This window comes from Streptomyces sp. NPDC046712 (assembly GCF_040645695.1).
GTDB lineage: Bacteria > Actinomycetota > Actinomycetes > Streptomycetales > Streptomycetaceae > Streptomyces.
This window is the reverse complement of sequence record NZ_JBEYYW010000006.1, coordinates 113,837-138,638: the sequence shown is the minus strand read 5'-3', so window position 1 is coordinate 138,638 and position 24,802 is coordinate 113,837. Positions and strand designations below refer to the sequence as shown.

The window sequence follows — 24,802 nt, the reverse complement described above, 5'->3', positions numbered from 1 at the left end:
GACGTGATCTGGGCAACCCTGGGCGCCCCAGATCTGGACAGCGGCGCAAACCGATGGGTAACTTGACTGAGCAAGCGCTTAGGCATATTGCGTCAGGCACCCCAGGACTCCGAAGGAGGCGGCTCGTGCGCCGTACCGTATTCAACGAGGACCACGAGGCGTTCCGGGAGACCATCCGCGCCTTCATCGAGGCCGAGGTCGTCCCCGTCTACGACGAGTGGTTCGCCGCGGGCCAGGCGCCGCGCGAGTTCTACGGCAAGCTCGGCGAGCTGGGCATCTTCGGCATCAACGTTCCCGAGGAGTTCGGCGGCGCGGGCCTGGACACCCACAAGTTCGAGGCCGTCCTCTACGAGGAGACCTCGCGCGCGGGCGTCCAGTTCGGCGGTTCCGGTGTGCACGTGCTGCTCGCCCTGCCGTACATCAAGATGCTCGCCACCGACGAGCAGAAGAAGCGTTACCTCCCGAACTTCGTCTCCGGCGACGAGATGTGGGCGCTGGCGATGACCGAGCCGGGCACCGGCTCCGACGTCGCGGGCATGAAGACCACCGCCAAGCTCTCCGAGGACGGCACGCACTACGTCCTCAACGGTGCCAAGACCTTCATCACCGGTGGCGTCCACGCCGACCGCGTGATCGTCTGCGCCCGTACCTCCGCCCCGACGGCCGAGGACCGCCGCTTCGGCATCTCCCTCTTCGCCGTGGACACCAAGTCCGAGGGCTACTCCATCGGCCGCAAGCTCGACAAGCTCGGCCTGCGCACCTCCGACACCGCCGAGCTGGCGTTCGTCGACGTGAAGGTGCCGGTCGAGGACCTGCTCGGCGAGGAGGGCAAGGGCTTCTACTACCTCGGCCACAACCTGGCCTCCGAGCGCTGGGGCATCGCCTTCGGCGCGTACGCGCAGGCCAAGGCCGCCGTCCGGTTCGCCCAGCAGTACGTGCAGGAGCGCACCGTCTTCGGCAAGCCGGTCGCGCACTTCCAGAACACCAAGTTCGAACTGGCCGCCTGCCAGGCCGAGGTGGACGCCGCCGAGGCGGTCGCCGACCGCGCCCTGGAGGCCCTGGACGCGGGCGAGCTGACCCCGGCCGAGGCCGCGAGCGCCAAGCTCTTCTGCACCGAGGTCGCGCACCGCGTCATCGACCGCTGCCTCCAGCTGCACGGCGGCTACGGCTACATGAACGAGTACCCGATCGCCCGCCTGTACGCCGACAACCGCGTCAACCGCATCTACGGCGGCACCAGCGAGATCATGAAGTCGATCATCGCGAAGTCGATGGGCCTGTAAGTGCCCGAGGCGCACGACGCTCTGGATGCCCTGCTCGATCTGCTCGACCTGGAGCGGATCGAGCAGGACATCTTCCGGGGACAGTCCCGCTCCGCCGTCGTCCCCCGCGTCTTCGGCGGCCAGGTGGCCGCCCAGGCGCTGGTGGCGGCCGGGCGGACCGTCCCCGAGGACCGGCTCGCGCACTCCCTGCACGCGTACTTCCTGCGTGCCGGGGACCCGGGCGCGCCGATCGTCTACACGGTCGACCGCATCCGGGACGGCCGCTCCTTCACCACCCGCCGGGTCGTCGCCGTCCAGCACGGGCAGCCGATCTTCCACCTCTCCGCGTCCTTCCAGGCGCACGAGGAGGGGCTGGAGCACCAGTACGACATGCCGGCCGCGCCGGACCCGGAGTCCCTGCCGACGGCGGCCGAGATGCTGCCCCGGCACCTCCCGGCGGACGTGGCCGCGCGACTGATCGAGGCGCGGGCGGCGGTGGACCTGCGGTACGCCGAGGTGCCGCCGTGGGGTTCCGTCGGAGAGCGCCGCGAGCCGCGCTCGCAGGTCTGGTTCCGTACGAACGGCAAGCTGGCGGACGATCCGCTGCTGCACGTCTGCCTGGCGACGTACGTCTCCGACATGACGCTGCTCGACTCCGTGCTGCTCGCCCACGGGCGGGGCGGCTGGGCGGTCGGCGACGTCGTCGGGGCGTCGCTGGACCACGCGATGTGGTTCCACCGGCCGTTCCGGGCCGACGAGTGGCTGCTGTACGACCAGGAGTCGCCGTCCGCCTCGGGCGGGCGCGGTCTGGGTCAGGCGCGGATCTACACGCGGGACGGACAGCTGGCGATCTCCGTGATCCAGGAGGGTGTCGTCCGCGTCCCGCGGCGACCCTGAGGCGGATCGCCCGCGCCGGCCGTCCGGCCCGCGTCAGAGCAGGCCGGACGCGTCGAGCAGGTAGTCGGTGAGCGGCTCGTAGTACCGCGGGTCCAGGACGTGGTCGTCCAGCGGGATCGTGACCTGCATCGTGCCCTCGGCCTCGCCGATGAAGAGGGCGGGGTCGTTGCAGTCGGCGTAGCCGACGGAGTCGACGCCCCGCTGGCCCGCGCGCCCGGCCCAGCCGTGGTCGGCGACGACAAGATCGGGTCTGCCGTCCTCACCGAGGGCGTCCAGGATCGCGTTCATCGGTTCCGGCGAATGGGTGTGCCAGAGGGTGGCGCCCCGCTCGAAGACGGCGACGTCGGCGAACTGCACGACGTACCCCTCGTCCGCGATGAGCCCGCCGGGGATCCGTACGATGTCGCAGCCCTTGGCCCGCAGGGCGGCGGCGACCCGGCTGTGGGCGTCGATCAGCGCGCCGGGGTGGCCGGTCGCGAACAGGACCCGCTCCTTGCCGGCGGCGGCCTTGCGCAGACGCGCGGCCGTCCGGTCGAGGGCGTCGACGGTCAGCTCGGGGTCGATGGTGTCCTGACCGGTGCGATGGGCGGGGTCGTCGTTCACCCCGCACCGCTCGGCCATGACGGCGAGCACGTCCTGCTCGTCCGTCCACCGGTCGCCGAGCTCCAGGCCGAGCCAGTAGTGCCGGTCGCCGTTGGCGAGCTTGCGGTAGTGGGAGAGGTTGTTGTCGCGCGGGGTGGCGACATCACCTGCGATCCGAGTCCGTACAAGGTGCTCGACGAGGGCGGGGCGACTGAGTATCGGCATGGTGCTCATTCTGATGCAGACGGAACCGTTCTGGGCATTCGTTCCGCCCTACGGACCCGCCGCGGGCATACGTTCCGCCTTACGGACCCGTCGCGGGCATACGTTCCGCCCTACGGAGCCGTCGCGGGCATACGTTCCGCTCACGGGACCGTCGCGGGCATTCGTTCCGCAGAGGGCCGGCGCCCTACGCCTGCGCCAGGGCCCCGAACGCCCCGTGGGCCAGCCGTCTCAGCAGCTCCTCCATCGCGGTCCGCCCCAGCGCGGCGAGGTGCGGCGTCGAGTTCAGCAGCCCGAACACCGCGTGGACCGCGGCCCGCGCCTCGCCCTCGGAGGACGCCGGATACAGCTCCCGTACCACCGCCACCCACAGCTCCACGTACTGCCGCTGCAGCTGCCGGACCCGCTTGCGGTCCTCGTCCTTGAGCCGGTCCAGCTCCCGGTCGTGCAGGGTGATCAGCGGCCGGTCGTCGAGCGCGAAGTCGATGTGACCGTCGATGAGCGAGCCGAGCAGCGCCCGCGGGTCGTCCTCCCCCTCGCCCACCCGGAGCCGCCCCCCGTCCAGGAGCCGCTCGCTGATCCCGACGAGCAGCTCCGCCAGCATCGCGTCCTTGCCCGCGAAGTGCCGGTAGAGCCCGGGGCCGCTGATGCCGACAGCGGCTCCTATCTCGTCGACGCCCACCCCGTGGAACCCGCGCTCGGCGAAGAGACGAGCGGCCTCTTTGAGGATCTGCTCGCGTCGCGTGGGGGCGTCGGTCCTGGCGGTGGTGGTCATGGAATCGATTCTAGACAATGGGGTTAGCGGTCGTTAACCTGAACGACATACGTTAACGCTCATTAACCGAGCAAGGGAGCTCGAGGGATGCAGCAGGCACCTGTGCTGACGAGCGCGGCGGACCCCGCGTCGGCGGCCTGGCAGGCCAACGAGGCGGCCCATCACGAGCTGGCCGCGACCCTGCGCGCCAAGCTCGCCGGGGTCGCGCTCGGCGGCGGTGAGAAGGCCCGCGCCCGGCACACCGCGCGCGGCAAACTGCTGCCGCGGGACCGTGTGGACACGCTTCTGGACCCGGGCTCGCCCTTCCTGGAGCTCGCCCCGCTCGCCGCGAACGGCATGTACGGCGACCAGGCACCGGCCGCCGGTGTCATCGCCGGCATCGGCCGGGTCTCGGGCCGCGAGTGCGTGATCGTCGCCAACGACGCGACCGTCAAGGGCGGCACGTACTACCCGATGACGGTGAAGAAGCACCTGCGCGCCCAGGAGGTGGCGCTGGAGAATCGTCTCCCCTGCCTCTACCTCGTGGACTCCGGCGGCGCCTTCCTGCCCATGCAGGACGAGGTCTTCCCCGACCGCGAGCACTTCGGCCGGATCTTCTACAACCAGGCCCGGATGTCCGGCGCCGGTATCCCGCAGATCGCGGCGGTCCTCGGCTCCTGCACAGCCGGTGGCGCGTACGTCCCGGCGATGAGCGACGAGGCCGTGATCGTCCGGAACCAGGGCACGATCTTCCTCGGCGGACCGCCGCTGGTGAAGGCCGCGACCGGCGAGGTCGTGACGGCCGAGGAGCTGGGCGGCGGCGAGGTCCACTCCCGTACGTCCGGCGTCACCGACCACCTCGCCGAGGACGACGCCCACGCGCTGCGCATCGTCCGCAACATCGTCGCCACCCTCCCCGAGCGCGGTGCCCTGCCCTGGTCGGTCGAGCCGGTCGAGGAGCCGAAGGTCGATCCGGCGGGGCTCTACGGCGCGGTGCCGGTGGACTCCCGTACCCCGTACGACGTCCGGGAGGTCATCGCGCGGATCGTGGACGCCTCCCGGTTCCAGGAGTTCAAGGCGGAGTACGGGCAGACGCTGGTCACCGGCTTCGCCCGGATCCACGGTCACCCGGTCGGGATCGTCGCCAACAACGGCATCCTGTTCTCCGAGTCCGCCCAGAAGGGCGCCCACTTCATCGAGCTGTGCGACCAGCGCGGCATCCCGCTGCTCTTCCTGCAGAACATCTCCGGCTTCATGGTCGGCAAGGACTACGAGGCGGGCGGCATCGCCAAGCACGGCGCCAAGATGGTGACGGCCGTGGCTTGTACGCGGGTGCCGAAGCTGACCGTGGTCGTCGGCGGTTCGTACGGCGCGGGCAACTACTCGATGTGCGGCCGGGCGTACTCCCCCCGCTTCCTGTGGATGTGGCCCAACGCCAAGATCTCGGTCATGGGCGGTGAGCAGGCCGCGTCCGTCCTCGCGACGGTCAAGCGGGACCAGCTCGGCGACGAGTGGAGCGCGGAGGAGGAGGAGACCTTCAAGGCTCCGATCCGCGCGCAGTACGAGACCCAGGGCAGCGCCTACTACGCGACGGCCCGGCTCTGGGACGACGGGGTCATCGACCCGATGGAGACCCGACAGGTGGTGGGCCTCGCCCTGACGGCCTGCGCCAACGCGCCCCTGGGTGACCCCCAGTTCGGCGTCTTCCGGATGTGAGGGGACCTCAGAAGATGTTCGACACAGTCCTTGTGGCCAACCGGGGCGAGATCGCGGTCCGGGTCATCCGCACCCTGCGCGCGCTCGGTGTCCGCTCGGTGGCGGTGTACAGCGACGCGGACGCCGAGGCCCGTCATGTACGGGAGGCGGACACGGCGGTACGGATCGGTCCGCCGCCGGCCTCCGAGAGCTACCTGTCGGTCGAGGCGCTCCTCGACGCCGCCCGGCGCACCGGGGCCCAGGCGGTTCACCCGGGATACGGCTTCCTCGCGGAGAACGCGGGGTTCGCGCGGGCGTGCGAGGAGGCGGGCCTGGTCTTCATCGGCCCGCCGGCCTCCGCGATCTCCCTGATGGGCGACAAGATCCGGGCGAAGGAGACGGTGAAGGCGGCGGGCGTGCCGGTGGTCCCTGGCGCCGCCGATCCCGAACTGGAGGCCGCCGCACGCGAGCTGGGGGCGCCCGTGCTGCTGAAGCCCTCGGCGGGTGGCGGCGGCAAGGGCATGCGCCTGGTGCGCGACCTGTCGACGCTGACCGACGAGATCGCGGCGGCGCGGCGCGAGGCGCGGTCGTCGTTCGGCGACGACACGCTGCTCGTGGAGCGGTGGATCGACCGTCCGCGCCACATCGAGATCCAGGTTCTGGCGGACGGGCACGGGAACGTCGTGCACCTCGGTGAGCGCGAGTGCTCGCTGCAGCGACGCCACCAGAAGATCATCGAGGAGGCGCCGAGCGTCCTGCTGACGCCCGAGATCCGCGCGCAGATGGGCGCGGCGGCGGTGGAGGCGGCGCGGTCCTGCGGGTACGTGGGCGCGGGCACGGTCGAGTTCATCGTGCCGGGCGTCGACCCCTCCTCGTACTACTTCATGGAGATGAACACCCGGCTCCAGGTGGAGCATCCGGTGACGGAGCTGATCACCGGGATCGACCTGGTGGAGTGGCAGCTGCGGGTCGCGGCGGGCGAGAAGCTGGGCTTCGGCCAGGAGGACGTCCGTCTCGACGGCTGGGCGATCGAGGCCCGGATCTGCGCGGAGGACCCCTCGCGGGGCTTCCTCCCGTCCGGTGGCACGGTCCTCTCGCTGCGCGAGCCGCAGGGCGACGGGGTCCGCACGGACTCGGGGCTGAGCGAGGGCACGGAGGTCGGCAGCCTCTACGACCCGATGCTGTCGAAGGTCATCGTCCACGCGCAGGACCGTCCGACGGCCCTCCGCAAACTCCGTGCGGCCCTCGCGGACACGGTCACCCTGGGCATCCCGACGAACGCCGGCTTCCTGCGCCGCCTGCTCGCCCACGAGTCGGTGAAGACCGGCGACCTGGACACGGGATTGGTGGAGCGGGACGCGGAGAGCCTGGTCCCGACGGGTGTCCCGGCCGAGGTGTACGCGGCGGCGGCGCTGCTGACCGCGTGGGGCGCCCGCTCGGCCGGCTCCCGGGGCGAGGCCTCGGCCGCCCCCGCGGGCGCCGGCTGGGCCGACCCCTTCGACGTCCGCAGCGGCTGGCGCCTCGGCGGCACGCCCGCCTGGACCGTGCTGCACTTCCGCGTCCCCGGCCAGGACCCGGTGACCGTCCGGGTGCGCGGCGCGGCGTCCGGCGCCGAGCTGCTGCTCGGCGACCCGGAGGAATCGGGCGAGACGGTCACCGCCGCGCTCGTCGGCAACGCCCCGGTCGACGGGGAGCTCACCCTGGCCCTCGACGGGATCACCCATCGCCTCCACCTCGCCACCTCCCCCGAAGGGATCTGGCTGGGCCGCGACGGCGACTCCTGGCACGTCCTCGACCACGACCCCGTCCAGGCGGCCCTCACCGGCGCACGCCACGGCGGCGCCGACACGCTCGCCGCGCCCATGCCCGGCACCGTCACCGTCGTGAAGGTGGGCGTCGGTGACGAGGTCGAGGCCGGGCAGAGTCTGCTCGTCGTCGAGGCGATGAAGATGGAGCACGTCATCTCCGCCCCGCACGCCGGGACCGTCACCGAGCTGGACGTCACCCCCGGCTCCACCGTCGCCATGGACCAGATCCTCGCCGTGGTGACCCCCAGGGAGGAATCATGACCACGGGCCTGCCCATGACCGTGCCCGCCCACGGGCTCCCCGCCCGGGTGCGGATCCACGAGGTCGGGCCGCGCGACGGGCTCCAGAACGAGAAGACGGTCGTCCCGACCGCCGTCAAGGCCGAGTTCGTCCGGCGGCTGGCCGGCGCCGGGCTCTCCACGGTCGAGGCGACCAGCTTCGTCCACCCCAAGTGGGTGCCCCAACTCGCCGACGCGGAGGAGCTGTTCCCCCTCCTGAAGGGCGTCCCGGCGCGCCTCCCCGTGCTCGTTCCCAACGAGCGCGGGCTCGACCGGGCCATGGCTCTCGGCGCCCGTCAGATCGCCGTCTTCGCCTCCGCCACCGAGTCCTTCGCCAAGGCCAACCTCAACCGCACCGTCGACGAGGCCCTCGCGATGTTCGAGCCCGTCGTCACCCGCGCCATAGAGCAGGGCCTCACCATCCGCGGCTATCTCTCGATGTGCTTCGGCGACCCCTGGGAGGGCGCCGTCCCCGTCGAGCAGGTCGTCCGCGTGACCAAGGCCCTCGCCGAGATGGGCTGCGACGAGCTGAGCCTCGGCGACACCATCGGCGTCGCCACCCCCGGGCACGTCACGCACCTCCTCGAAAGCCTCAACGAGGCAGGCGTGCCGACCTCCCGTATCGCCGTGCACTTCCACGACACCTACGGGCAGGCCCTGTCCAACACCCTCGCCGCGCTCCGGCACGGCGTGACCACCGTCGACGCCTCCGCCGGCGGCCTCGGGGGCTGCCCGTACGCGAAGAGCGCGACGGGCAACCTCGCCACCGAGGACCTCGTGTGGATGCTCGACGGCCTCGGCATCGAGACCGGGGTCGACCTGGCCGCTCTCACCGCCACCAGCGTGTGGATGGCCGACCAACTGGGCCGACCGAGCCCTTCCCGTACCGTTCGCGCGCTCTCCCACAAGGAGTCCTAGCCATGTCCCTCGACCACCGGCTCTCCGAAGAGCACGAGGAACTCCGCCGCACTGTGGAGGAGTTCGCCCACGACGTCGTCGCGCCCAAGATCGGCGACTACTACGAGCGTCACGAGTTCCCGTACGAGATCGTCCGCGAGATGGGCCGCATGGGCCTGTTCGGCCTGCCCTTCCCGGAGGAGTACGGCGGGATGGGCGGCGACTACCTCGCCCTCGGCATCGCGCTCGAGGAGCTGGCCCGCGTCGACTCCTCCGTCGCCATCACCCTGGAGGCGGGCGTCTCCCTCGGAGCGATGCCGGTCTACCGCTTCGGCACCGAGGAGCAGAAGCAGGAGTGGCTGCCCCGGATGTGCTCGGGCGAGATCCTGGGCGCCTTCGGCCTGACCGAGCCGGGCGCCGGCTCGGACGCCGGCGGTACCCGTACGACGGCCGTGCGCGACGGCGACGACTGGGTCATCAACGGCTCGAAGTGCTTCATCACCAACTCCGGTACGGACATCACGGGCCTGGTCACCGTCACGGCCGTGACCGGCCGCAAGCCGGACGGCCGGCCCCTGATCTCCTCGATCATCGTCCCCTCCGGCACCCCGGGCTTCACGGTCGCCGCCCCCTACTCCAAGGTCGGCTGGAACGCCTCGGACACCCGTGAGCTGTCGTTCGACGACGTCCGCGTGCCCGCCGCGAACCTGCTCGGCGAAGAGGGCCGCGGCTACGCGCAGTTCCTCCGGATCCTCGACGAGGGCCGGATCGCGATCTCGGCGCTCGCGACCGGGCTCGCGCAGGGCTGCGTCGACGAGTCGGTGAAGTACGCGAAGGAGCGGCACGCCTTCGGCCGGCCGATCGGCGACAACCAGGCCATCCAGTTCAAGATCGCGGACATGGAGATGCGGGCGCACATGGCCCGGATCGGCTGGCGCGACGCGGCGTCACGGCTGGTGCTCGGTGAGCCGTTCAAGAAGGAGGCGGCGCTGGCGAAGCTGTACTCCTCCACCGTGGCGGTCGACAACGCCCGCGAGGCGACGCAGATCCACGGCGGTTACGGCTTCATGAACGAGTATCCGGTGGCCCGGATGTGGCGCGACTCCAAGATCCTGGAGATCGGCGAGGGCACGAGCGAGGTCCAGCGGATGCTGATCGCACGGGAGTTGGGCCTCTCCGCCTGACGTCGCCCGACCGGACGGCCCTCCGGCCGAACGCCCGTCACCCCGCCCTGGGGTGGCGGGCGTTTCTCATGCCCCTGGCATGTGACGTACGGCCCATGAACCACCCTTACTGATCCACATCAGGTTAGGCTAACCTACCTTCGACTTGCCCAGGCCGACCCCGGCACGTACGAAAGCGACATCGCCATGCCCAGCAACGCCCGAGCCACTCATCTCACCCGTCGCGGCCTGCTCGCCGCAGGCGGCGCCCTCGGGCTCGGCGCCGCGCTCGCCGCCTGCGGCAGCGAGACCAAGGGCAGCAACTCCTCCGGCACTTCCGACAAGGCCGGCCCGTGGAAGTTCACGGACGATCGCGGCACGGCCGTCGAGGCGAAGTCCACCCCGAAGAACATCGTCGCCTTCACCGGCACGGCCGCCGCGCTCAAGGACTTCGGCATCGAGGTCAAGGGCGTCTTCGGCCCGACCTACGTCGAGGACCCGAAGACCAAGGAGAAGAAGCCGGACGTCCAGGCCGGCGACCTCGACATCACCAAGGTCAAGGTCATCGGCAACGTCTGGGGCGAGTTCAAGATCGAGGAGTACCTCAAGCTCAACCCCGAGCTCCTCATCACGGACATGTGGGAGAAGAACGACCTCTGGTACGTCCCTGCCGAGCAGAAGGACAAGATCCTCAAGGTCGCCCCGAGCGTCGCCCTGTGGGCCGCCGACAAGTCCATGCCGACCGTGCTCCAGCGCCACGCCGACCTCGCCGCCTCGCTGGGCGCCGATGTGAAGACCAAGCAGATCCTTGCCGACAAGGCCCGCTTCGAGGCCGCCGCCGAGCGCGTCCGCCAGGCCGCCAAGGGCAAGAAGGACATCAAGGTCCTGATCGGCTCCGGCTCCCCCGACCTGTTCTACGTCTCCACCCCGGTCCGGCCGACGGACACGCTCTACTTCAAGGAGCTGGGCGTCAACATCGTCGTTCCCACCAAGCTGGACCAGGGCGGCTGGTTCGAGGGTCTGAGCTGGGAGAACGTCGACAAGTACAAGGCCGACGTCATCCTGCTCGACAACCGCACCTCGGCCCTGCAGCCGGAGGCGCTGAAGGCCAAGCCGACCTGGGCCGCGCTGCCCGCCGTCAAGGCCGGCCAGGTCTTCCCGCGCGTGACCGAGCCCATCTACTCCTACGCCAAGTGCGCCCCGCTCCTCGAGGATCTGGCGAAGGCGCTGGAGAACGCGAAGAAGGTGGCCTGACCCCATGACGAGCGCCGAGACCGCCCCGTTCCAGTTCTTCTCCCTCCAGGTCGACCGGACGCGGCGGCTCGGCCCGTCCCTGGTCCGGGTCACCTTCACCGGAGAGGACCTGAAGTCCTTCGCCTCCGGCGGACGCGACCAGTCGCTCTCGCTCTTCCTGCCGCACCCCGGCCAGGAGGCCCCGGTCCTGCCGCCGCTGGACAACCCCGACATGTACGCGATCCTCGGCGCCTGGCGTGCGCTGCCGGACGACGAGCGGGCCGTGATGCGCTCGTACACGGTGCGGGAGCAGAGGACCGACCCGGCCGAGGTCGACATCGACTTCGCGCTGCACGAGGACGGTGGCCCCGCCTGCCGCTGGGCGCAGCACGCCAAGCCCGGTGACCGGGTGGTCGTGCTCGGCCCGGCCACGCCGGCGAACACTGGTGTCCGCTTCCAGCTGCCGGACGACGCCGACTCCGTCCTCATCTGGGCGGACGAGACGGCCCTGCCGGCCGCCTCGGCGATCCTGGAGTGGCTGCCGGCCGAGACCAGGGCCCACGTCTATCTCGAAGTCCCCTACTCCGGCGACCGCCTGGAGCCGGCGACGCAGGCCGACGCCACCGTCACCTGGCTGGTACGGGAGGAGGGGGCGCCCTCCGCCCTGGACGCGGTGCGTGCCGCCGAACTGCCGGGCGAGGCTCCGTACGTCTGGATCGCGGGCGAGTCCGGCTCGGTGAAGGCGCTGCGCCGGCACTTCGTACGGGAGCGTGAACTCGACCGCCGTCGCGTCACGTTCGTCGGCTACTGGCGCAAGGGCCTGTCCGAGGACGCCCTGCGCGAGGTGCCGGACGAGACGCAGGACGACGCGTAGCGCTCGCGCCCGCCGGACACGACACGGCACGGCAGGACGCCACCGCGCCTAGCCCGGCACGGCACGGCACGGCACGCGACCGTCACGTCGGACACGACGACCCCTCATCCCTTTGCGGGTGGGGGGTCGTTGTGCGTTCAAATTAGGTTAGGCTAACCTTACTTTCGACCGACTGATCGAGTCCCCGTCCCCGGGAGGACCCAACACATGCGCTCGCACCTGCTCAACGACGCCACGGCGGAGAGCTACCGGCGCTCCGTCACCGAAGGAGTCGAGCGGGTGGCGGACAAACTCGCCACGACGCGACGCCCGTTCACCGGCGTCACTCCCGCCGAACTGGCTCCCACCGTGGACGCCGTCGACCTCGACAAGCCGCTCGGCGACACCTCCGCCGCGCTCGACGAGCTGGAGAGCGTCTACCTCCGCGACGCCGTCTACTTCCACCACCCCCGCTACCTGGGCCACCTCAACTGCCCGGTCGTGATCCCGGCCGTCCTCGGCGAGGCCGTCCTCTCCGCGGTCAACTCCTCGCTCGACACCTGGGACCAGAGCGCGGGCGGCACCCTCATCGAGCGCAAGCTCATCGACTGGACCACCGGCCGCATCGGCCTCGGCCCGGCCGCCGACGGCGTGTTCACCAGCGGCGGTACGCAGTCCAACCTCCAGGCGCTGCTCCTCGCCCGCGAGGAGGCCAAGACGAAGGACCTGGCGAAACTCCGCATCTTCTCCTCCGAGTGCAGCCACTTCAGCGTCCAGAAGTCGGCCACCCTCCTCGGTCTCGGCGCCGACTCCGTCATCTCCATCCCGGTCGACCGGAGCAAGCGGATGCAGTCCGTCGTCCTCGCCGCCGAGCTGGAGGCCTGCCGCGCCGAGGGCCTGACCCCGATGGCGATCGTCGCCACCGCCGGCACCACCGACTTCGGCTCCATCGACCCGCTGCCCGAGATCGCCGCGCTGGCCGACGAGTACGGCGCCTGGATGCACGTCGACGCGGCCTACGGCTGCGGACTCCTCGCCTCGCGCACCCGCCGCCACCTCCTGGACGGCATCGAGCACGCGGACTCCGTCACCGTCGACTACCACAAGTCCTTCTTCCAGCCGGTGAGTTCCTCCGCCGTCCTGGTCCGGGACGGGGCCACCCTGCGCCACGCGACGTACCACGCGGACTACCTCAACCCGCGCCGGACGGTGGCGGAGCAGATTCCCAACCAGGTCGACAAGTCCCTGCAGACCACCCGCCGCTTCGACGCGCTCAAGCTGTGGATGACCCTGCGCGTGATGGGCGCCGACGGGGTCGGAGAGCTCTTCGACGAGGTCTGCGACCTGGCCGCCGCCGGCTTCGAGCTGCTCGCCGCCGACCCGCGCTACGACGTGGTCGTCCAGCCGCAGCTGTCGACGCTCGTCTACCGCTACATCCCCGAGGCCGTCACCTCGCCCGCGGACATCGACCGCGCGAACCTCTACGCCCGCAAGGCGCTCTTCGCCTCCGGCGAGGCCGTCGTCGCCGGGACCAAGGTCGACGGCCGCCAGTACCTGAAGTTCACCTTGCTCAACCCCGAGACGACCGTGGCCGACATCGCCGCCGTCCTCGATCTGATAGCCGGCCACGCCGAGCAGTACCTGGGAGAGAACCTTGTCCACGCCTGATACCCCCGGCACGTACGACTTCATCGGCATCGGGCTCGGTCCGTTCAACCTCGGTCTCGCGTGCCTTTCCGAGCCCATCGACGAGCTGAACGGTCTCTTCCTGGAGTCCAAGCCGGACTTCGAGTGGCACTCGGGGATGTTCCTGGAAGGCGCCCACCTCCAGACCCCGTTCATGTCGGACCTGGTCACCATGGCGGACCCGACGTCCCCGTACTCCTTCCTCAACTACCTGAAGGAGAAGGGGCGGCTCTACTCCTTCTACATCCGCGAGAACTTCTACCCGCTGCGCACCGAGTACAACGACTACTGCCGCTGGGCCGCAGGGAAGCTCTCCTCCATCCGCTTCTCCACGACCGTCGCCTCCGTCTCGTACGACGAGGCCGGCGAGGAGTACGTGGTGGCGACCGAGGCCGGAGAGACCTTCCGCGCCCGCCGGATCGTGCTCGGCACCGGCACCCCGCCGTACGTCCCCGACTCCTGCCAGGGCCTCGGCGGCGACCTGATCCACAACTCGCGCTACCTCTTCCACAAGGAGGAGCTCCAGAAGAAGAAGTCGATCACCCTGGTCGGCAGCGGACAGAGCGCGGCCGAGATCTACTACGACCTCCTCGCCGAGATCGACGTGCACGGTTACCGGCTCAACTGGGTGACCCGCTCCCCGCGCTTCTTCCCGCTGGAGTACACCAAGCTCACGCTCGAGATGACCTCGCCGGAGTACGTGGACTACTTCCACGCGCTGCCCGAGCAGACCCGCTACCGCCTGGAGACCCAGCAGAAGGGCCTGTTCAAGGGCATCGACGGCGAGCTGATCGACGCCATCTTCGACCTGCTCTACCAGAAGAACCTGGCCGGCCCGGTCCCCACGCGGCTGCTCACGAACTCGGCGCTGCACTCCGCCGCGTACGACGACACCAGCGGCACGTACACCCTCGGCTTCCACCAGGAGGAGCAGGAGAAGGACTTCACGGTCGAGACCGAGGGCCTGATCCTCGCCACCGGCTACAAGTACGCCGTCCCGGCCTTCCTCGAGCCGGTCAAGGACCGCCTCAAGTGGGACGGACAGGGCCGCTTCGACGTGGCCCGCAACTATTCGATCGACACGACGGGACGCGGCGTCTTCCTGCAGAACGCCGGCGTGCACACGCACTCCATCACCTCGCCCGACCTGGGCATGGGCGCGTACCGCAACGCGTACATCATCGGCGCCATGCTGGGCTCCGAGTACTACCCCGTCGAGAAGACCATCGCTTTCCAGGAGTTCGCGGTATGACCGTTCGCATCCGGCCCTTCGACCCGCTCAAGGACGCCGAGCTGATCCACCCCTGGGTCACCCACCCCAAGGCCGCCTTCTGGATGATGCAGGACGCGAAGCTCCAGGACGTCGAGCGCGAGTACATGGCGATCACCGCCCACCCGCACCACGACGCCTTCATAGGTCTGGTGGACGACGAGCCCGCCTTCCTCATGGAGCGGTACGACCCCTCGAAGCTGGAACTGGTCGGCCTCTACGACCCGCTCCCGGGCGACGTCGGCATGCACTTCCTCGTCGCGCCCACCGACACGCCCGTGCACGGCTTCACCCGGACGGTCATCACCGCCGTGATGCGCGAGCTGTTCGCCGACCCGGAGACCGAGCGGGTCGTCGTCGAGCCCGACATCTCCAACACCGCCGTCCACGCGCTCAACGAGGCCGTCGGTTTCGAACCCGAGCGCGAGATCCAGAAGCCGGAGAAGAAGGCGCTGCTGAGCTTCTGCACCCGCGCCCAGTTCGAAGCCGCCGTAGGAGCCGCCGCATACGGCGAATTCCCGGGGGACAACCCCCGGACCCCCGGCGGGAAAGACAGCCGGTCGACCATGACGGACTCGTTCGTCGGAGGTATGTCCAAGTGAACCCCGTGGCCCATCTGACCCCGGCCCGCTGGGCGGACGCCAACCGCGCGCTCATCCGCAAGGGTCTCGCCGAGTTCGCCCACGAGCGGCTGCTCCACCCGCAGGAGCTGGGAGAGAGCCGGTACAAGGTCCTCGGCGACGACGGCACGACCGAGTACCGCTTCACCGCCGACCGCTTCGCGCTGGACCACTGGCAGGTCTACCCCGAGTCGATCAGCCGCCACCGCGGGGACGAGCAGCTCCCGCTGGACGCCCTGGCGTTCATCACCGAGCTGCGCGGCTCGCTCGGCCTGAGCGACGAGATCCTGCCGGTCTACCTGGAGGAGATCTCCTCCACCCTGGCCGGCACGGCGTACAAGTCGACCAAGCCGCAGATCACGGCCGCCGAGCTGGCGCGCGCGGACTTCCAGGCGATCGAGACCGGGATGACCGAGGGCCACCCCTGCTTCGTCGCCAACAACGGCCGGCTCGGCTTCGGCGTGGACGAGTACCGCGCGTACGCCCCCGAGGCCGCGAGCGAGATCCACCTGATCTGGCTGGCCGCGCGCCGCGACCGCACCACCTTCACGGCCGGTGCCGGCATCGAGTACGAGACCTTCATCCGCGCCGAGCTGGGCGACAAGGCGGTCGACGGCTTCGCCGCGACCCTCGCCGAGCGCGGCCTGGACCTGTCCGACTACCTGCTCATGCCGGCCCACCCCTGGCAGTGGTGGAACAAGCTGTCGGTCACCTTCGCCGCCGAGGTCGCGCAGGAGCGCCTGGTCTACCTGGGCGAGGGCGACGACGGCTACCTGGCCCAGCAGTCGATCCGTACCTTCTTCAACTCCTCCGACCCGGCCAAGCACTACGTCAAGACGGCGCTCTCGGTGCTCAACATGGGCTTCATGCGCGGGCTCTCGGCCGCGTACATGGAGGCCACCCCGGCGATCAACGACTGGCTGGCCCGGCTGATCGAGGCCGACTCCGTCTTCGCGGCGGCGCGCTTCTCGATCATCCGCGAGCGCGCGGCGGTCGGCTACCGGCACCTGGAGTACGAGGCGGCCACCGACCGCTACTCCCCCTACCGCAAGATGCTCGCCGCGCTCTGGCGCGAGTCGCCGGTGCCGTCCCTGGCGAAGGGCGAGCGGCTCGCGACGATGGCCTCGCTGCTCCATGTCGACCACGCGGGCGCGTCGTTCGCCGGGGCCCTGATCAAGGAGTCGGGCCTGGCGCCGACGGAGTGGCTGCGCGGCTACCTGGACGCGTACCTGCTGCCGGTGCTGCACAGCTTCTACGCGTACGACCTGGTCTACATGCCGCACGGCGAGAACGTGATCCTGGTCCTCGACGAGCGGGGCGCGGTCTCCCGGGCGATCTTCAAGGACATCGCCGAGGAGATCTGCGTGATGGACCCGGCCGCGGTCCTGCCGCCGGCGGTGGAGCGGATCCGCGCCGAGGTCCCCGAGGACATGAAGCTGCTGTCGATCTTCACGGACGTCTTCGACTGCTTCTTCCGCTTCCTCGCGGCGACGCTGGCGGCGGAGGGCGTGCTCGACGAGGACGACTTCTGGCGGACGGTCGCGGAGTGCGTGCGCGGCTACCAGGGGTCGAAGCCTGAGCTCGCGGAGAAATTCGCGCGGTACGACATGTTCGCGGAGACGTTCGCGCTCTCCGCCCTCAACCGCCTCCAGCTGCGGAACAACAAGCAGATGGTGGACCTGGCGGACCCCTCGGCGGCCCTCCAGCTCGTCGGCGACCTGGTGAACCCGATCGCGAGGTTCACCCGTTGAGACCGGCGCGGGCCCGGCGGAGTACGGTCCTCCGCCGGGCCCGCGCTCTGTTCTACTCAGCCGCCGGCCACGGGACCTGCGGCGAGCGGTAGTAGTCGATGCCCAGGGCCTCGAACCGCGGGCCCTGCTCCGCGAGGCGGAGCTTGTACCGCTCCCAGTCGTGCGTGGCCGCCGGGGACCAGCCGAGCTCCGCCACGCCCGGGAGGCGCGGGAAGGCCATCTGGTCGATGTGGGCGTTCGTGGAGATGGTCTCCGTCCACAGCGGCGCCTCGACGCCCTTCACGGCCGACTCCGGCGCCCCGGGGAGGTATGCGGCCGGGTTCCAGTCGTAGGAGCGCTGCACCTCGACGTAGCCCGCCCAGGCCAGGCCCAGCTTGGTGTCCTTGGTGTACTTCATGTCCAGGTAGACCCGGTCCGCGGGCGAGAGGATCAGCCCGGTGCCGTTCCGCGCCGCCGCGGCGACCTGCTCCTTCTCCGCGGGATTCGTGCGGTCCAAGCCCCAGTACTGCGCGAGCGCGCCCTCGGCCGGCGTGGCGCCGGTCAGCTGGTGCCAGCCGATGACGGTCTTGCCGTACCTGGCGACGACCGGCTGGACCCTGGCCATGAAGGCGACGTAGTCCGCGTGGCTGGTGGAGTGCGCCTCGTCACCGCCGATGTGGAGGTACTTGCCGGGCGTCAGCGCGGCGAGCTCGCGGATGACGTCGTCCACGAAGTCGTACGTGACCTCCTTCGGCACGCACAGGGAGCTGAAGCCGACGTTGGTGCCGGTGTAGAGCGGCGGGGCGACGCCGTCGCAGTTCAGCTCGGCGTACGACGCGAGGGCGGCGTTGGTGTGTCCGGGCATGTCGATCTCGGGCACGACCTCCTGATGGCGGGATGCGGCGTAGCGGACGATCTCCTTGTAGTCGTCCTTGGTGTAGTGACCGCCGGGGCCCCCGCCGACCTGGGTGGAGCCGCCGTAGGTGGCGAGCCGGGGCCAGGAGTCGATCGCGATGCGCCAGCCCTGGTCGTCGGAGAGATGCAGATGCAGCTTGTTGATCTTGTAGAGCGCAAGCTGGTCGATGTAGCGCTTGACCTGGTCGACGGTGAAGAAGTGACGGGAGACGTCGAGCATCGCGCCGCGGTAGGCGTAGCGCGGGGTGTCGGTGATGGTGCCGCCCGCGACCTGCCAGGGGCCTTGCTGCACGGTGTCCTTCTCGACCGCCGCCGGGAGCTGCTGGCGCAGGGTCTGCACGCCGCGGAAGAGTCCGGCGGGCCGGTGAGCCGTGAGGGTGATGCCGCCGCGGCCGGACTGCAGCCGGTACCCCTCGTCGCCGAGCGCCTTTTCCCCGGAGAGGCGGAGCCGGATACCGCCGAGCGCCTCGTACTCGTCCACGACGGGCAGCGGGTGGCCGGTCGAGGGGCGCAGGAGCCCGGCGAGGTAGTCGGCGACGGCGCGGGACTCGCTGGAGTCCTCGTCGACCCGGATACGGGTGGCGGCGGTGATCGTGTACGGCTGTCCGCCGGGCACCACGGAGGCGGGCGCGGGAACCACCTGTCCGAGCGGGCGGAGCGTGGTCTCTGCGGCGGGAGCGGGGACGGGGGCGGCTCCGACACAGGTGACGCCGGCCGCAGCGAGGAGGAGGAGTGCGCCGAGCACACGCGGAAGCGTTCTGCGCTGTCTCACAGACATGGTCCCTTTCGATGGACTTCGCGGCTGTGGATATGCGTATCCGAACAGTCACCATGCGTACCGTGGACCACTTCCGCGGTCAAGGTGTAGACCAATTTCGCCCCTCAGTGCGGTGATCATGGAGGGGTCTGCCCGATTTCGGGCAGGATTCTTGCAAAGCCCCCGAGGTACCCCTCAGTATTCACGGGTGCTCGAACGCCGCCCGTCGCATGACGATCTCATCGACCACCTGGTGCGCAGCACCGCGCTGCAGCGCGGTGAGGCCGCCCGGGTGGTGCTCGACGTGCTGGCGTACTTCGACGAGTCGACCGAGGACTTCGTCCGCCGCCGCCACCGCGAACTGCAGTCCGGTGGCTCCGTGAACGCCGAGATCTTCGAACGCATCGCGGCAGAACTGCCGCACCGCGCCGTGGCGCCGCCGGAGCTCTCGCTCCGTCAGCTGCGCCGCATCGTCTACGGCTGAGCACGCTCACCAACCTGGAGGGGTTACACCTTTATGTGTGGAATTGTCGGTTACATCGGAAAGCGTGACGTCGCCCCGCTGCTGCTGGAAGGTCTGCAGCGGCTGGAGTACCGGGGGTACGACTCCGCCGGCATCGTCATCACCAGCCCGAAGGCCTCCGGCCTGAAGATGGTGAAGGCCAAGGGCCGGGTCCGTGACCTCGAGGCCCGCGTCCCCAAGCGCTTCACCGGCACCACCGGCATCGCCCACACCCGCTGGGCCACCCACGGCGCCCCGAGCGACATCAACTCGCACCCGCACCTGGACCCCGAGAACAAGGTCGCGGTCGTCCACAACGGCATCGTGGACAACGCCCAGGAGCTGCGCGCCAAGCTGGAGGCGGACGGCGTCGTCTTCGCCTCCGAGACCGACACCGAGGTCATCACCCACCTGATCGCCCGCTCCCAGGCCACCACCCTGGAGGAGAAGGTCCGCGAGGCGCTCAAGGTCGTCGAGGGCACCTACGGCATCGCCGTCATGCACGCCGAGTTCAACGACCGCATCGTGGTGGCCCGCAACGGCTCCCCGGTCGTCCTCGGCATCGGCGAGAAGGAGATGTTCGTCGCCTCCGACGTCGCCGCCCTGATCGCCCACACCCGCCAGGTCGTCACCCTCGACGACGGCGAGATGGCCACCCTCAAGGCCGACGACTTCCGCACGTACACGACCTCGGGCGCGTCGACGACGGCCACCCCCGAGACCGTGGAGTGGGAGGCCGCCTCCTACGACATGGGCGGCCACGACACGTACATGCACAAGGAGATCTCCGAGCAGCCCGACGCGGTCGACCGCGTGCTGCGCGGCCGGATCGACGACCGCTTCTCCACCGTCCACCTGGGCGGCCTGAACCTCGACGCCCGCGAGGCCCGCAGCATCCGCCGGATCAAGATCCTCGGCTGCGGCACCTCGTACCACGCCGGCCTCATCGGCGCGGGCCTGATCGAGTCCATGGCCCGCATCCCCGCCGACGCCGAGCCGGCCTCGGAGTTCCGCTACCGCAACCCGGTCGTGGACCCCGACACCCTGTACATCGCCGTCTCCCAGTCCGGTGAGACCTACGACGTGCTGGCCGCCGTCCAGGAGCTCAAGCGCAAGGGCGCCCGTGTCATCGGCGTCGTCAACGTCGTCGGCTCGGCGATCGCCCGCGAGGCCGACGGCGGCGTGTACGTGCACGCCGGCCCCGAGGTCTGCGTCGTCTCCACCAAGTGCTTCACCAACACGGTCACGGCCTTCGCGCTGATCGCCCTGCACCTGGGCCGCATCCGCGACCTGTCGGTCACCGACGGCAAGCGGATCATCGAGGGCCTGCGCAAGCTGCCCGCGCAGATCAGCGAGATCCTCGAGACCGAGGACGAGATCAAGAAGATCGCCGCGGAGTACGCGGGCGCCCAGTCGATGATGTTCATCGGCCGTGTGCGCGGCTACCCGGTGGCCCTGGAGGCCTCCCTGAAGCTCAAGGAGATCTCCTACATCCACGCCGAGGCGTACCCGGCCTCCGAGCTGAAGCACGGCCCGCTCGCACTGATCGAGCCGGCCCTGCCGACGGTCGCGATCGTCCCCGACGACGACCTGCTGGAGAAGAACCGCGCCGCCCTGGAGGAGATCAAGGCCCGCAGCGGCCGCATCCTCGCGGTCGCGCACCAGCCGCAGGCGAAGGCCGACCACACCATCGTCGTGCCGAAGAACGAGGACGAGCTGGACCCGATCCTGATGGGCATCCCGCTCCAGCTCCTCGCCTACCACACGGCGCTCGCCATGGGCCGCGACATCGACAAGCCGCGCAACCTGGCCAAGTCCGTCACGGTCGAGTAGCTGAGGGTCCCCCCTGCTCGAGCGAAGCCGAGAGCAGGGGGGAGTCCGGGGCCTGTCCCCCCGGAGCTCTCGACCACGGCCGGGAAAGCCCGTCCGCCCGCTTTCCGGACCTGTCCCCGGAGGGCCGGACGCCCGGCCGGACACACAGCGGTCCCTGTGCACGCCACCTGTGCACAGGGACCGCTTTCTTGCGCTCGGGCCCCACGGCCCCGCCCCGGGGCCCGAGCGGGCCCGCGTCAGCCGGCGGCCGTCACACCCCGGCCCGCGGCGCTCTTCAGCGAGGTCGGCCAGTGGGCGACCGCCGCCGTCGCGCCGTACCAGGCCGCGAGTCCGGCGACCGCGGCGACCCAGCCGCCCGCCTTGGCCAGCCCGCCGTTGTCGGCGAGGGCGCCGATGCCGAGCAGCAGCAGCGCGACGAACAGCAGCCCGTACACGCCCTGTCCGAACAGACCGCTGCCCGCGGCCGCCATGGTCAGCGTGAGCGCGAGCAGCGCCCACAGCAGCAGGAAGAGACCGGCCGCCTCGGCCGACCCGGCGTCACCCACTCCGGTCCCCCAGGTGAACCAGAACGCGCCGAGCGCCGAATAGGCCGTGCCCTCACCGGCGTTGCCCGCGCGCAGGGCGAGCAGACCGACGAGGAAGAGCGCCACGCCGCCGACCCAGGTGGCGAGGGCTGCGGCGTCGGACGCCGCGACGTTGTCGATCACACCGGTGCTGCCGATGCCGAAGGCCAGCAGGGTCAGTCCGAGCGCGAGGTGGCCGAGAGTGGAGGTGGTGTTTCCCGCGGCGACTTCGTTGTCCACGGCGGGCTCCCTTCAAGTGGGCAGTTGTGCTGCGTGAGCTGCTTGTTCCGGTGACCTTTAACTACCCTTCACAAGCGCACAAATCACCTTACGGAGGCGAAAATTATCGCCGTGCCAAGGGAGTTGACGAAGCGTCGAGAAGATGAAGCCGGCTCAGGGGGCGGCGATCACGGAATGACGATCACGGGACGCTGCGCGCGCTTCGCGAGGCGTCCGGCCACCGAGCCGAAGATCCGGCCGACGATGCCGTGCGTGGAGCCGACCACGATCGCGTCGGCCGAGTACTCCCGGCCGACCTCCTCCAGTTCGTGGCAGATGTCACCGCCGCGCTCGACAAGGATCCAGGGGACCTCGGAGAGGTAGTCGGCGCAGGCGAGCTCCAGCCCGAGCACCTCGGTGCGGTGGTCCGGCACGTCGACGAAGACCGGCGGCTCGCAGCCCGCCCAGACGGTCGTGGGCAGCCGGTTGGCGACATGCACGATGATCAGGCCGGAGCCGGAGCGGCGGGCCATGCCGATGGCGTACGCGAGGGCCCGCTCACTGGAGGTCGAGCCGTCGAAGCCGACGACCACTCCGTGCCGGAAGGCGGGATCGCAGGAGTGGCGTGGCTGTTCCACCGCGAGGGGGTCGACCGTGGAGTCGGCGACGCGCTTGCGGTCCGCGGGTTCGGGGAATTCGTGACCGGCCATCGGTGTCTCGGCGAAGAAGATCCTGGTGGAGAGGGAACGAGAAAGAACGTCGTACGGAACAACGGTCGGCGGAGCTGTGTCCGGGAATCATCTTCCCAAGCCCATACCCCCAAGGGTACGGCGACACTCCTCTCCTGCCCAGAGCCGTCATGGCCACACAAGGCGATCGCGCGGCGTCCCAGGGAGCATGCACGAGCCCGTCCCGATATGGCAATGCCGGTTGTGCCCTACAGGTGTCCGTACGGGGGCCGAACGGACGCCCCTCGCAGTGACCGGAACGTTCCGCTCCTCGTTGCCACAGGTCCAGTCACCGTCGCAGGGAGCCTCGCCCGTGCCCGCACCACCGGCCGCCGCCACCTCCACCGTCACCTCCTCGCCCGACCCCGGACCGGCCCCCTCCCCCGCACCCGGTCGACGCCGTCCTCCGGAGTCGTCACGGCGGAACGGAACCACGGCGCGCGCGGGAGGCGTCGGAACCACGGCGGGCGCGGGCAGTGCCGGGAGCGCGACGGCGGAGTCGGCGGGCGACGTCGTCCGCTGGGCGGTCTTCTGCTGCGCCCTCGTCCCGGTCGTGCTCGTGGTCTACGGCACCTCGCTCGGCGGGGCGGCCGGGACGGCGCTCGGGCTCGCCACGGTGACGGCGGTGTGCCGGGTGCTGCTGCGCCGCGCGGAACGCGGTCTGCGCGCCGAGGCCGCCCGGCCCCGGTCACGGCGCTCCCCGGGCGGCCGGAACCCCCGCCGGGGCTGACGCACCCCCCGTAGAGCTGACAGGTTCGTACACCCACACCCGTATGTTTTCAGCCAACTTCCACATGTCGGCGAGTCCTTGGCGGAATGGCCCCTCAACCCCGGTGCCACCAGGCATGAAAGCCCCGCCGCAGGCGCTCGCACCCTACGGGGACGGGCCATGCACGCACGGCGCACTTCCCTGCGCGGCCCGCGAGTGGAACGCTTCGTGATCGAATGCTTCGCGCCAAGTTGCCTTGTCGACAATGTGCCGGATAGAGAACTTGTCACGCCGGCGCCACGGAACACAGTAGATTCGATCATGAGTATCGAAGACTGGGGTCTCGTGCAAAACCGAGGGGAAACGTGCAGGAGCGACAGGACCAGGGAGACGCGAACACCGAGGGGGGCTTAGCGTCATGAGCCAGGACTCCGCCGCACCGGAGGCCGCACGGAAGCTTTCCGGGCGCCGCCGTCGCGAAGTCGTCGCGGTGCTGCTGTTCAGCGGCGGCCCCATCTTCGAGAGCTCCATCCCGCTCTCCGTGTTCGGAATCGACCGGCAGGACGCCGGCGTGCCGCGCTACCGGCTGCTGGTGTGCGCCGGCGAGGACGGCCCCCTGAGGACCACGGGGGGACTCGAACTCACCGCGCCGTACGGTCTGGAAGCGATCAGCCGGGCGGGCACCGTCGTCGTACCGGCCTGGCGGTCGATCACCTCGCCGCCGCCGCCGGAGGCGCTCGACGCGCTGCGCCGGGCCCACGAGGAAGGGGCCAGGATCGTCGGGCTGTGCACCGGGGCGTTCGTCCTGGCCGCCGCCGGACTCCTGGACGGCCGGCCGGCGACCACACACTGGATGTACGCGCCGACGCTCGCCAAGCGCTATCCGTCGGTCCACGTGGACCCGCGGGAGCTCTTCGTCGACGACGGGGACGTGCTGACCTCGGCCGGCACCGCGGCCGGAATCGACCTGTGTCTGCACATCGTGCGGACCGACCACGGCACGGAGGCCGCGGGCGCCCTGGCGCGTCGCCTGGTCGTCCCGCCGCGGCGCAGCGGCGGCCAGGAGCGCTACCTCGACAGGTCTTTACCGGAGGAGATCGGCGCCGACCCGCTCGCGGAGGTCGTCGCCTGGGCCCTGGAGCACCTCCACGAGCAGTTCGACGTGGAGACCCTCGCGGCCCGCGCGTACATGTCACGGCGGACGTTCGACCGCAGGTTCCGCTCGCTCACCGGCAGCGCTCCCCTGCAGTGGCTGATCACCCAGCGGGTGCTGCAGGCGCAGCGGCTGCTCGAGACCTCCGACTACTCGGTCGACGAGGTCGCGGGCCGCTGCGGCTTCCGCTCCCCGGTGGCACTGCGCGGCCACTTCCGCCGCCAGCTCGGCTCCTCGCCGGCCGCCTACCGGGCGGCCTACCGGGCCCGGCGGCCGCAGGCCGAGACTGCGACGGCGGTGCTCGACCCGACGGTGCCTTCGCAGGTCGCACCGGCCGGCCGACGCCCCGGCGGACCGATGGAGCCGGGCAAGCCGCAATCCGACCTGTACGCCTCCGGCCGCCCGGCCCTGCCGGGCCAGCGCAGCGCCCCCTAGGGGCGGGCCGGACCGCGCGCCACAAGCCGCGCACCCGA

Annotated in this window: 21 protein-coding genes; 16 read left to right on the top strand and 5 right to left on the bottom strand. The window is 70.5% G+C overall.

The genetic code is table 11. The annotated features are described in order from the left end of the window. The first annotated feature begins 125 nt into the window (after window positions 1-125). Together ABZ939_RS10850 and tesB are read left to right on the top strand one after the other, a co-directional pair. A complete protein-coding gene (locus tag ABZ939_RS10850) occupies window positions 126-1,283 on the top strand; it encodes an acyl-CoA dehydrogenase family protein (protein WP_361851611.1) in 1,158 nt (385 codons plus the stop codon). Next, entirely contained in the window at window positions 1,284-2,159 is an 876-nt protein-coding gene (gene tesB, locus ABZ939_RS10845; protein WP_361851608.1) for an acyl-CoA thioesterase II, read from the top strand. 33 nt (window positions 2,160-2,192) lie between these two features. Here tesB and ABZ939_RS10840 read toward each other — a convergent pair whose 3' ends face one another. Then, window positions 2,193-2,966 (bottom strand): phosphatase, encoded by a 774-nt coding sequence (locus tag ABZ939_RS10840; RefSeq protein ID WP_361851605.1) that lies wholly within the window; start codon window positions 2,964-2,966, stop codon window positions 2,193-2,195. A 184-nt stretch (window positions 2,967-3,150) separates the two neighbouring features. Next, window positions 3,151-3,738: a TetR/AcrR family transcriptional regulator gene (locus ABZ939_RS10835; RefSeq protein WP_361851603.1), complete on the bottom strand. Its 588-nt coding sequence runs from the start codon at window positions 3,736-3,738 to the stop codon at window positions 3,151-3,153. A gap of 87 nt (window positions 3,739-3,825) precedes the next feature. Here ABZ939_RS10835 and ABZ939_RS10830 point away from each other — a divergent pair, with 87 nt between their 5' ends. The 10 genes from ABZ939_RS10830 to ABZ939_RS10785 all read left to right on the top strand — a co-directional run bounded on the left by ABZ939_RS10830 (window position 3,826) and on the right by ABZ939_RS10785 (window position 16,971). Then, a complete protein-coding gene (locus tag ABZ939_RS10830) occupies window positions 3,826-5,433 on the top strand; it encodes a carboxyl transferase domain-containing protein (RefSeq protein WP_361851600.1) in 1,608 nt (535 codons plus the stop codon). A gap of 14 nt (window positions 5,434-5,447) precedes the next feature. After that, window positions 5,448-7,481, top strand: coding sequence for an acetyl/propionyl/methylcrotonyl-CoA carboxylase subunit alpha (locus tag ABZ939_RS10825; protein WP_361851598.1), 2,034 nt, complete (start codon window positions 5,448-5,450; stop codon window positions 7,479-7,481). After that, on the top strand, window positions 7,478-8,416 hold the full coding sequence (locus tag ABZ939_RS10820; RefSeq protein WP_361851595.1) for a hydroxymethylglutaryl-CoA lyase: 939 nt from the start codon (window positions 7,478-7,480) through the stop codon (window positions 8,414-8,416). Before ABZ939_RS10825 ends, ABZ939_RS10820 begins: the two co-directional genes overlap by 4 nt. Before the next feature lie 2 nt (window positions 8,417-8,418). Continuing rightward, on the top strand, window positions 8,419-9,579 hold the full coding sequence (locus tag ABZ939_RS10815; RefSeq protein ID WP_158987554.1) for an acyl-CoA dehydrogenase family protein: 1,161 nt from the start codon (window positions 8,419-8,421) through the stop codon (window positions 9,577-9,579). Window positions 9,580-9,765: 186 nt separating this feature from the next. Next, window positions 9,766-10,812, top strand: coding sequence for an ABC transporter substrate-binding protein (locus tag ABZ939_RS10810; protein ID WP_361851592.1), 1,047 nt, complete (start codon window positions 9,766-9,768; stop codon window positions 10,810-10,812). Window positions 10,813-10,816: 4 nt separating this feature from the next. Then, window positions 10,817-11,665: a siderophore-interacting protein gene (locus ABZ939_RS10805; protein ID WP_361851589.1), complete on the top strand. Its 849-nt coding sequence runs from the start codon at window positions 10,817-10,819 to the stop codon at window positions 11,663-11,665. Window positions 11,666-11,872: 207 nt separating this feature from the next. Continuing rightward, entirely contained in the window at window positions 11,873-13,312 is a 1,440-nt protein-coding gene (locus ABZ939_RS10800; RefSeq protein ID WP_361851586.1) for an aspartate aminotransferase family protein, read from the top strand. Next, on the top strand, window positions 13,299-14,582 hold the full coding sequence (locus ABZ939_RS10795; protein ID WP_361851584.1) for a lysine N(6)-hydroxylase/L-ornithine N(5)-oxygenase family protein: 1,284 nt from the start codon (window positions 13,299-13,301) through the stop codon (window positions 14,580-14,582). The genes ABZ939_RS10800 and ABZ939_RS10795 overlap by 14 nt, the downstream gene beginning before the upstream one ends. Beyond that, window positions 14,579-15,202 carry a GNAT family N-acetyltransferase gene (locus tag ABZ939_RS10790; protein ID WP_361851582.1) on the top strand — a complete coding sequence of 208 codons (624 nt, stop codon included), beginning with the start codon at window positions 14,579-14,581 and terminating at the stop codon, window positions 15,200-15,202. The genes ABZ939_RS10795 and ABZ939_RS10790 overlap by 4 nt, the downstream gene beginning before the upstream one ends. After that, complete coding sequence (locus ABZ939_RS10785) at window positions 15,199-16,971, top strand: IucA/IucC family siderophore biosynthesis protein (RefSeq protein ID WP_361851579.1); 1,773 nt, start codon at window positions 15,199-15,201, stop codon at window positions 16,969-16,971. Before ABZ939_RS10790 ends, ABZ939_RS10785 begins: the two co-directional genes overlap by 4 nt. A 52-nt stretch (window positions 16,972-17,023) precedes the next feature. Here the strand turns inward: ABZ939_RS10785 and ABZ939_RS10780 are convergent, their stop codons facing one another. After that, a complete protein-coding gene (locus tag ABZ939_RS10780; RefSeq protein WP_361851576.1) occupies window positions 17,024-18,643 on the bottom strand; it encodes a beta-N-acetylhexosaminidase in 1,620 nt (539 codons plus the stop codon). Window positions 18,644-18,830: 187 nt separating this feature from the next. On the opposite strand from ABZ939_RS10780, the gene ABZ939_RS10775 reads away from it, so the two are divergent. Next, a complete protein-coding gene (locus ABZ939_RS10775) occupies window positions 18,831-19,106 on the top strand; it encodes a hypothetical protein (RefSeq protein WP_361851574.1) in 276 nt (91 codons plus the stop codon). Between the two features lie 33 nt (window positions 19,107-19,139). Continuing rightward, window positions 19,140-20,957: a glutamine--fructose-6-phosphate transaminase (isomerizing) gene (gene glmS / locus ABZ939_RS10770; RefSeq protein WP_361851571.1), complete on the top strand. Its 1,818-nt coding sequence runs from the start codon at window positions 19,140-19,142 to the stop codon at window positions 20,955-20,957. 236 nt (window positions 20,958-21,193) lie between these two features. On the opposite strand, the gene ABZ939_RS10765 is transcribed toward glmS, so the two are convergent. Together ABZ939_RS10765 and ABZ939_RS10760 are read right to left on the bottom strand one after the other, a co-directional pair. Continuing rightward, on the bottom strand, window positions 21,194-21,760 hold the full coding sequence (locus ABZ939_RS10765) for a GPR1/FUN34/YaaH family transporter (protein ID WP_361851568.1): 567 nt from the start codon (window positions 21,758-21,760) through the stop codon (window positions 21,194-21,196). A 167-nt stretch (window positions 21,761-21,927) separates the two neighbouring features. Next, window positions 21,928-22,449: a universal stress protein gene (locus ABZ939_RS10760; RefSeq protein ID WP_361851566.1), complete on the bottom strand. Its 522-nt coding sequence runs from the start codon at window positions 22,447-22,449 to the stop codon at window positions 21,928-21,930. Window positions 22,450-22,780: 331 nt separating this feature from the next. On the opposite strand from ABZ939_RS10760, the gene ABZ939_RS10755 reads away from it, so the two are divergent. Then, window positions 22,781-23,197 (top strand): hypothetical protein, encoded by a 417-nt coding sequence (locus ABZ939_RS10755; RefSeq protein WP_361851563.1) that lies wholly within the window; start codon window positions 22,781-22,783, stop codon window positions 23,195-23,197. 397 nt (window positions 23,198-23,594) lie between these two features. Further along, window positions 23,595-24,764, top strand: a complete 1,170-nt coding sequence (locus ABZ939_RS10750; RefSeq protein WP_361851560.1) for a helix-turn-helix domain-containing protein — start codon at window positions 23,595-23,597, stop codon at window positions 24,762-24,764. The last annotated feature ends 38 nt before the right edge of the window (window positions 24,765-24,802 follow it).

Bases quoted from the DNA above. Each gene is read 5' to 3' on its own strand.
- ABZ939_RS10840 (WP_361851605.1), bottom strand. From the start codon at position 2,966: ATGCCGATACTCAGTCGCCCCGCCCTCGTCGAGCACCTTGTACGGACT.
- ABZ939_RS10835 (WP_361851603.1), bottom strand. From the start codon at position 3,738: ATGACCACCACCGCCAGGACCGACGCCCCCACGCGACGCGAGCAGATC.
- ABZ939_RS10830 (WP_361851600.1), top strand. From the start codon at position 3,826: ATGCAGCAGGCACCTGTGCTGACGAGCGCGGCGGACCCCGCGTCGGCG.
- ABZ939_RS10825 (WP_361851598.1), top strand. From the start codon at position 5,448: ATGTTCGACACAGTCCTTGTGGCCAACCGGGGCGAGATCGCGGTCCGG.
- ABZ939_RS10820 (WP_361851595.1), top strand. From the start codon at position 7,478: ATGACCACGGGCCTGCCCATGACCGTGCCCGCCCACGGGCTCCCCGCC.
- ABZ939_RS10815 (WP_158987554.1), top strand. From the start codon at position 8,419: ATGTCCCTCGACCACCGGCTCTCCGAAGAGCACGAGGAACTCCGCCGC.
- ABZ939_RS10810 (WP_361851592.1), top strand. From the start codon at position 9,766: ATGCCCAGCAACGCCCGAGCCACTCATCTCACCCGTCGCGGCCTGCTC.
- ABZ939_RS10805 (WP_361851589.1), top strand. From the start codon at position 10,817: ATGACGAGCGCCGAGACCGCCCCGTTCCAGTTCTTCTCCCTCCAGGTC.
- ABZ939_RS10800 (WP_361851586.1), top strand. From the start codon at position 11,873: ATGCGCTCGCACCTGCTCAACGACGCCACGGCGGAGAGCTACCGGCGC.
- ABZ939_RS10790 (WP_361851582.1), top strand. From the start codon at position 14,579: ATGACCGTTCGCATCCGGCCCTTCGACCCGCTCAAGGACGCCGAGCTG.
- ABZ939_RS10780 (WP_361851576.1), bottom strand. From the start codon at position 18,643: ATGTCTGTGAGACAGCGCAGAACGCTTCCGCGTGTGCTCGGCGCACTC.
- glmS (WP_361851571.1), top strand. From the start codon at position 19,140: ATGTGTGGAATTGTCGGTTACATCGGAAAGCGTGACGTCGCCCCGCTG.
- ABZ939_RS10760 (WP_361851566.1), bottom strand. From the start codon at position 22,449: ATGGCCGGTCACGAATTCCCCGAACCCGCGGACCGCAAGCGCGTCGCC.
- ABZ939_RS10750 (WP_361851560.1), top strand. From the start codon at position 23,595: ATGAGCCAGGACTCCGCCGCACCGGAGGCCGCACGGAAGCTTTCCGGG.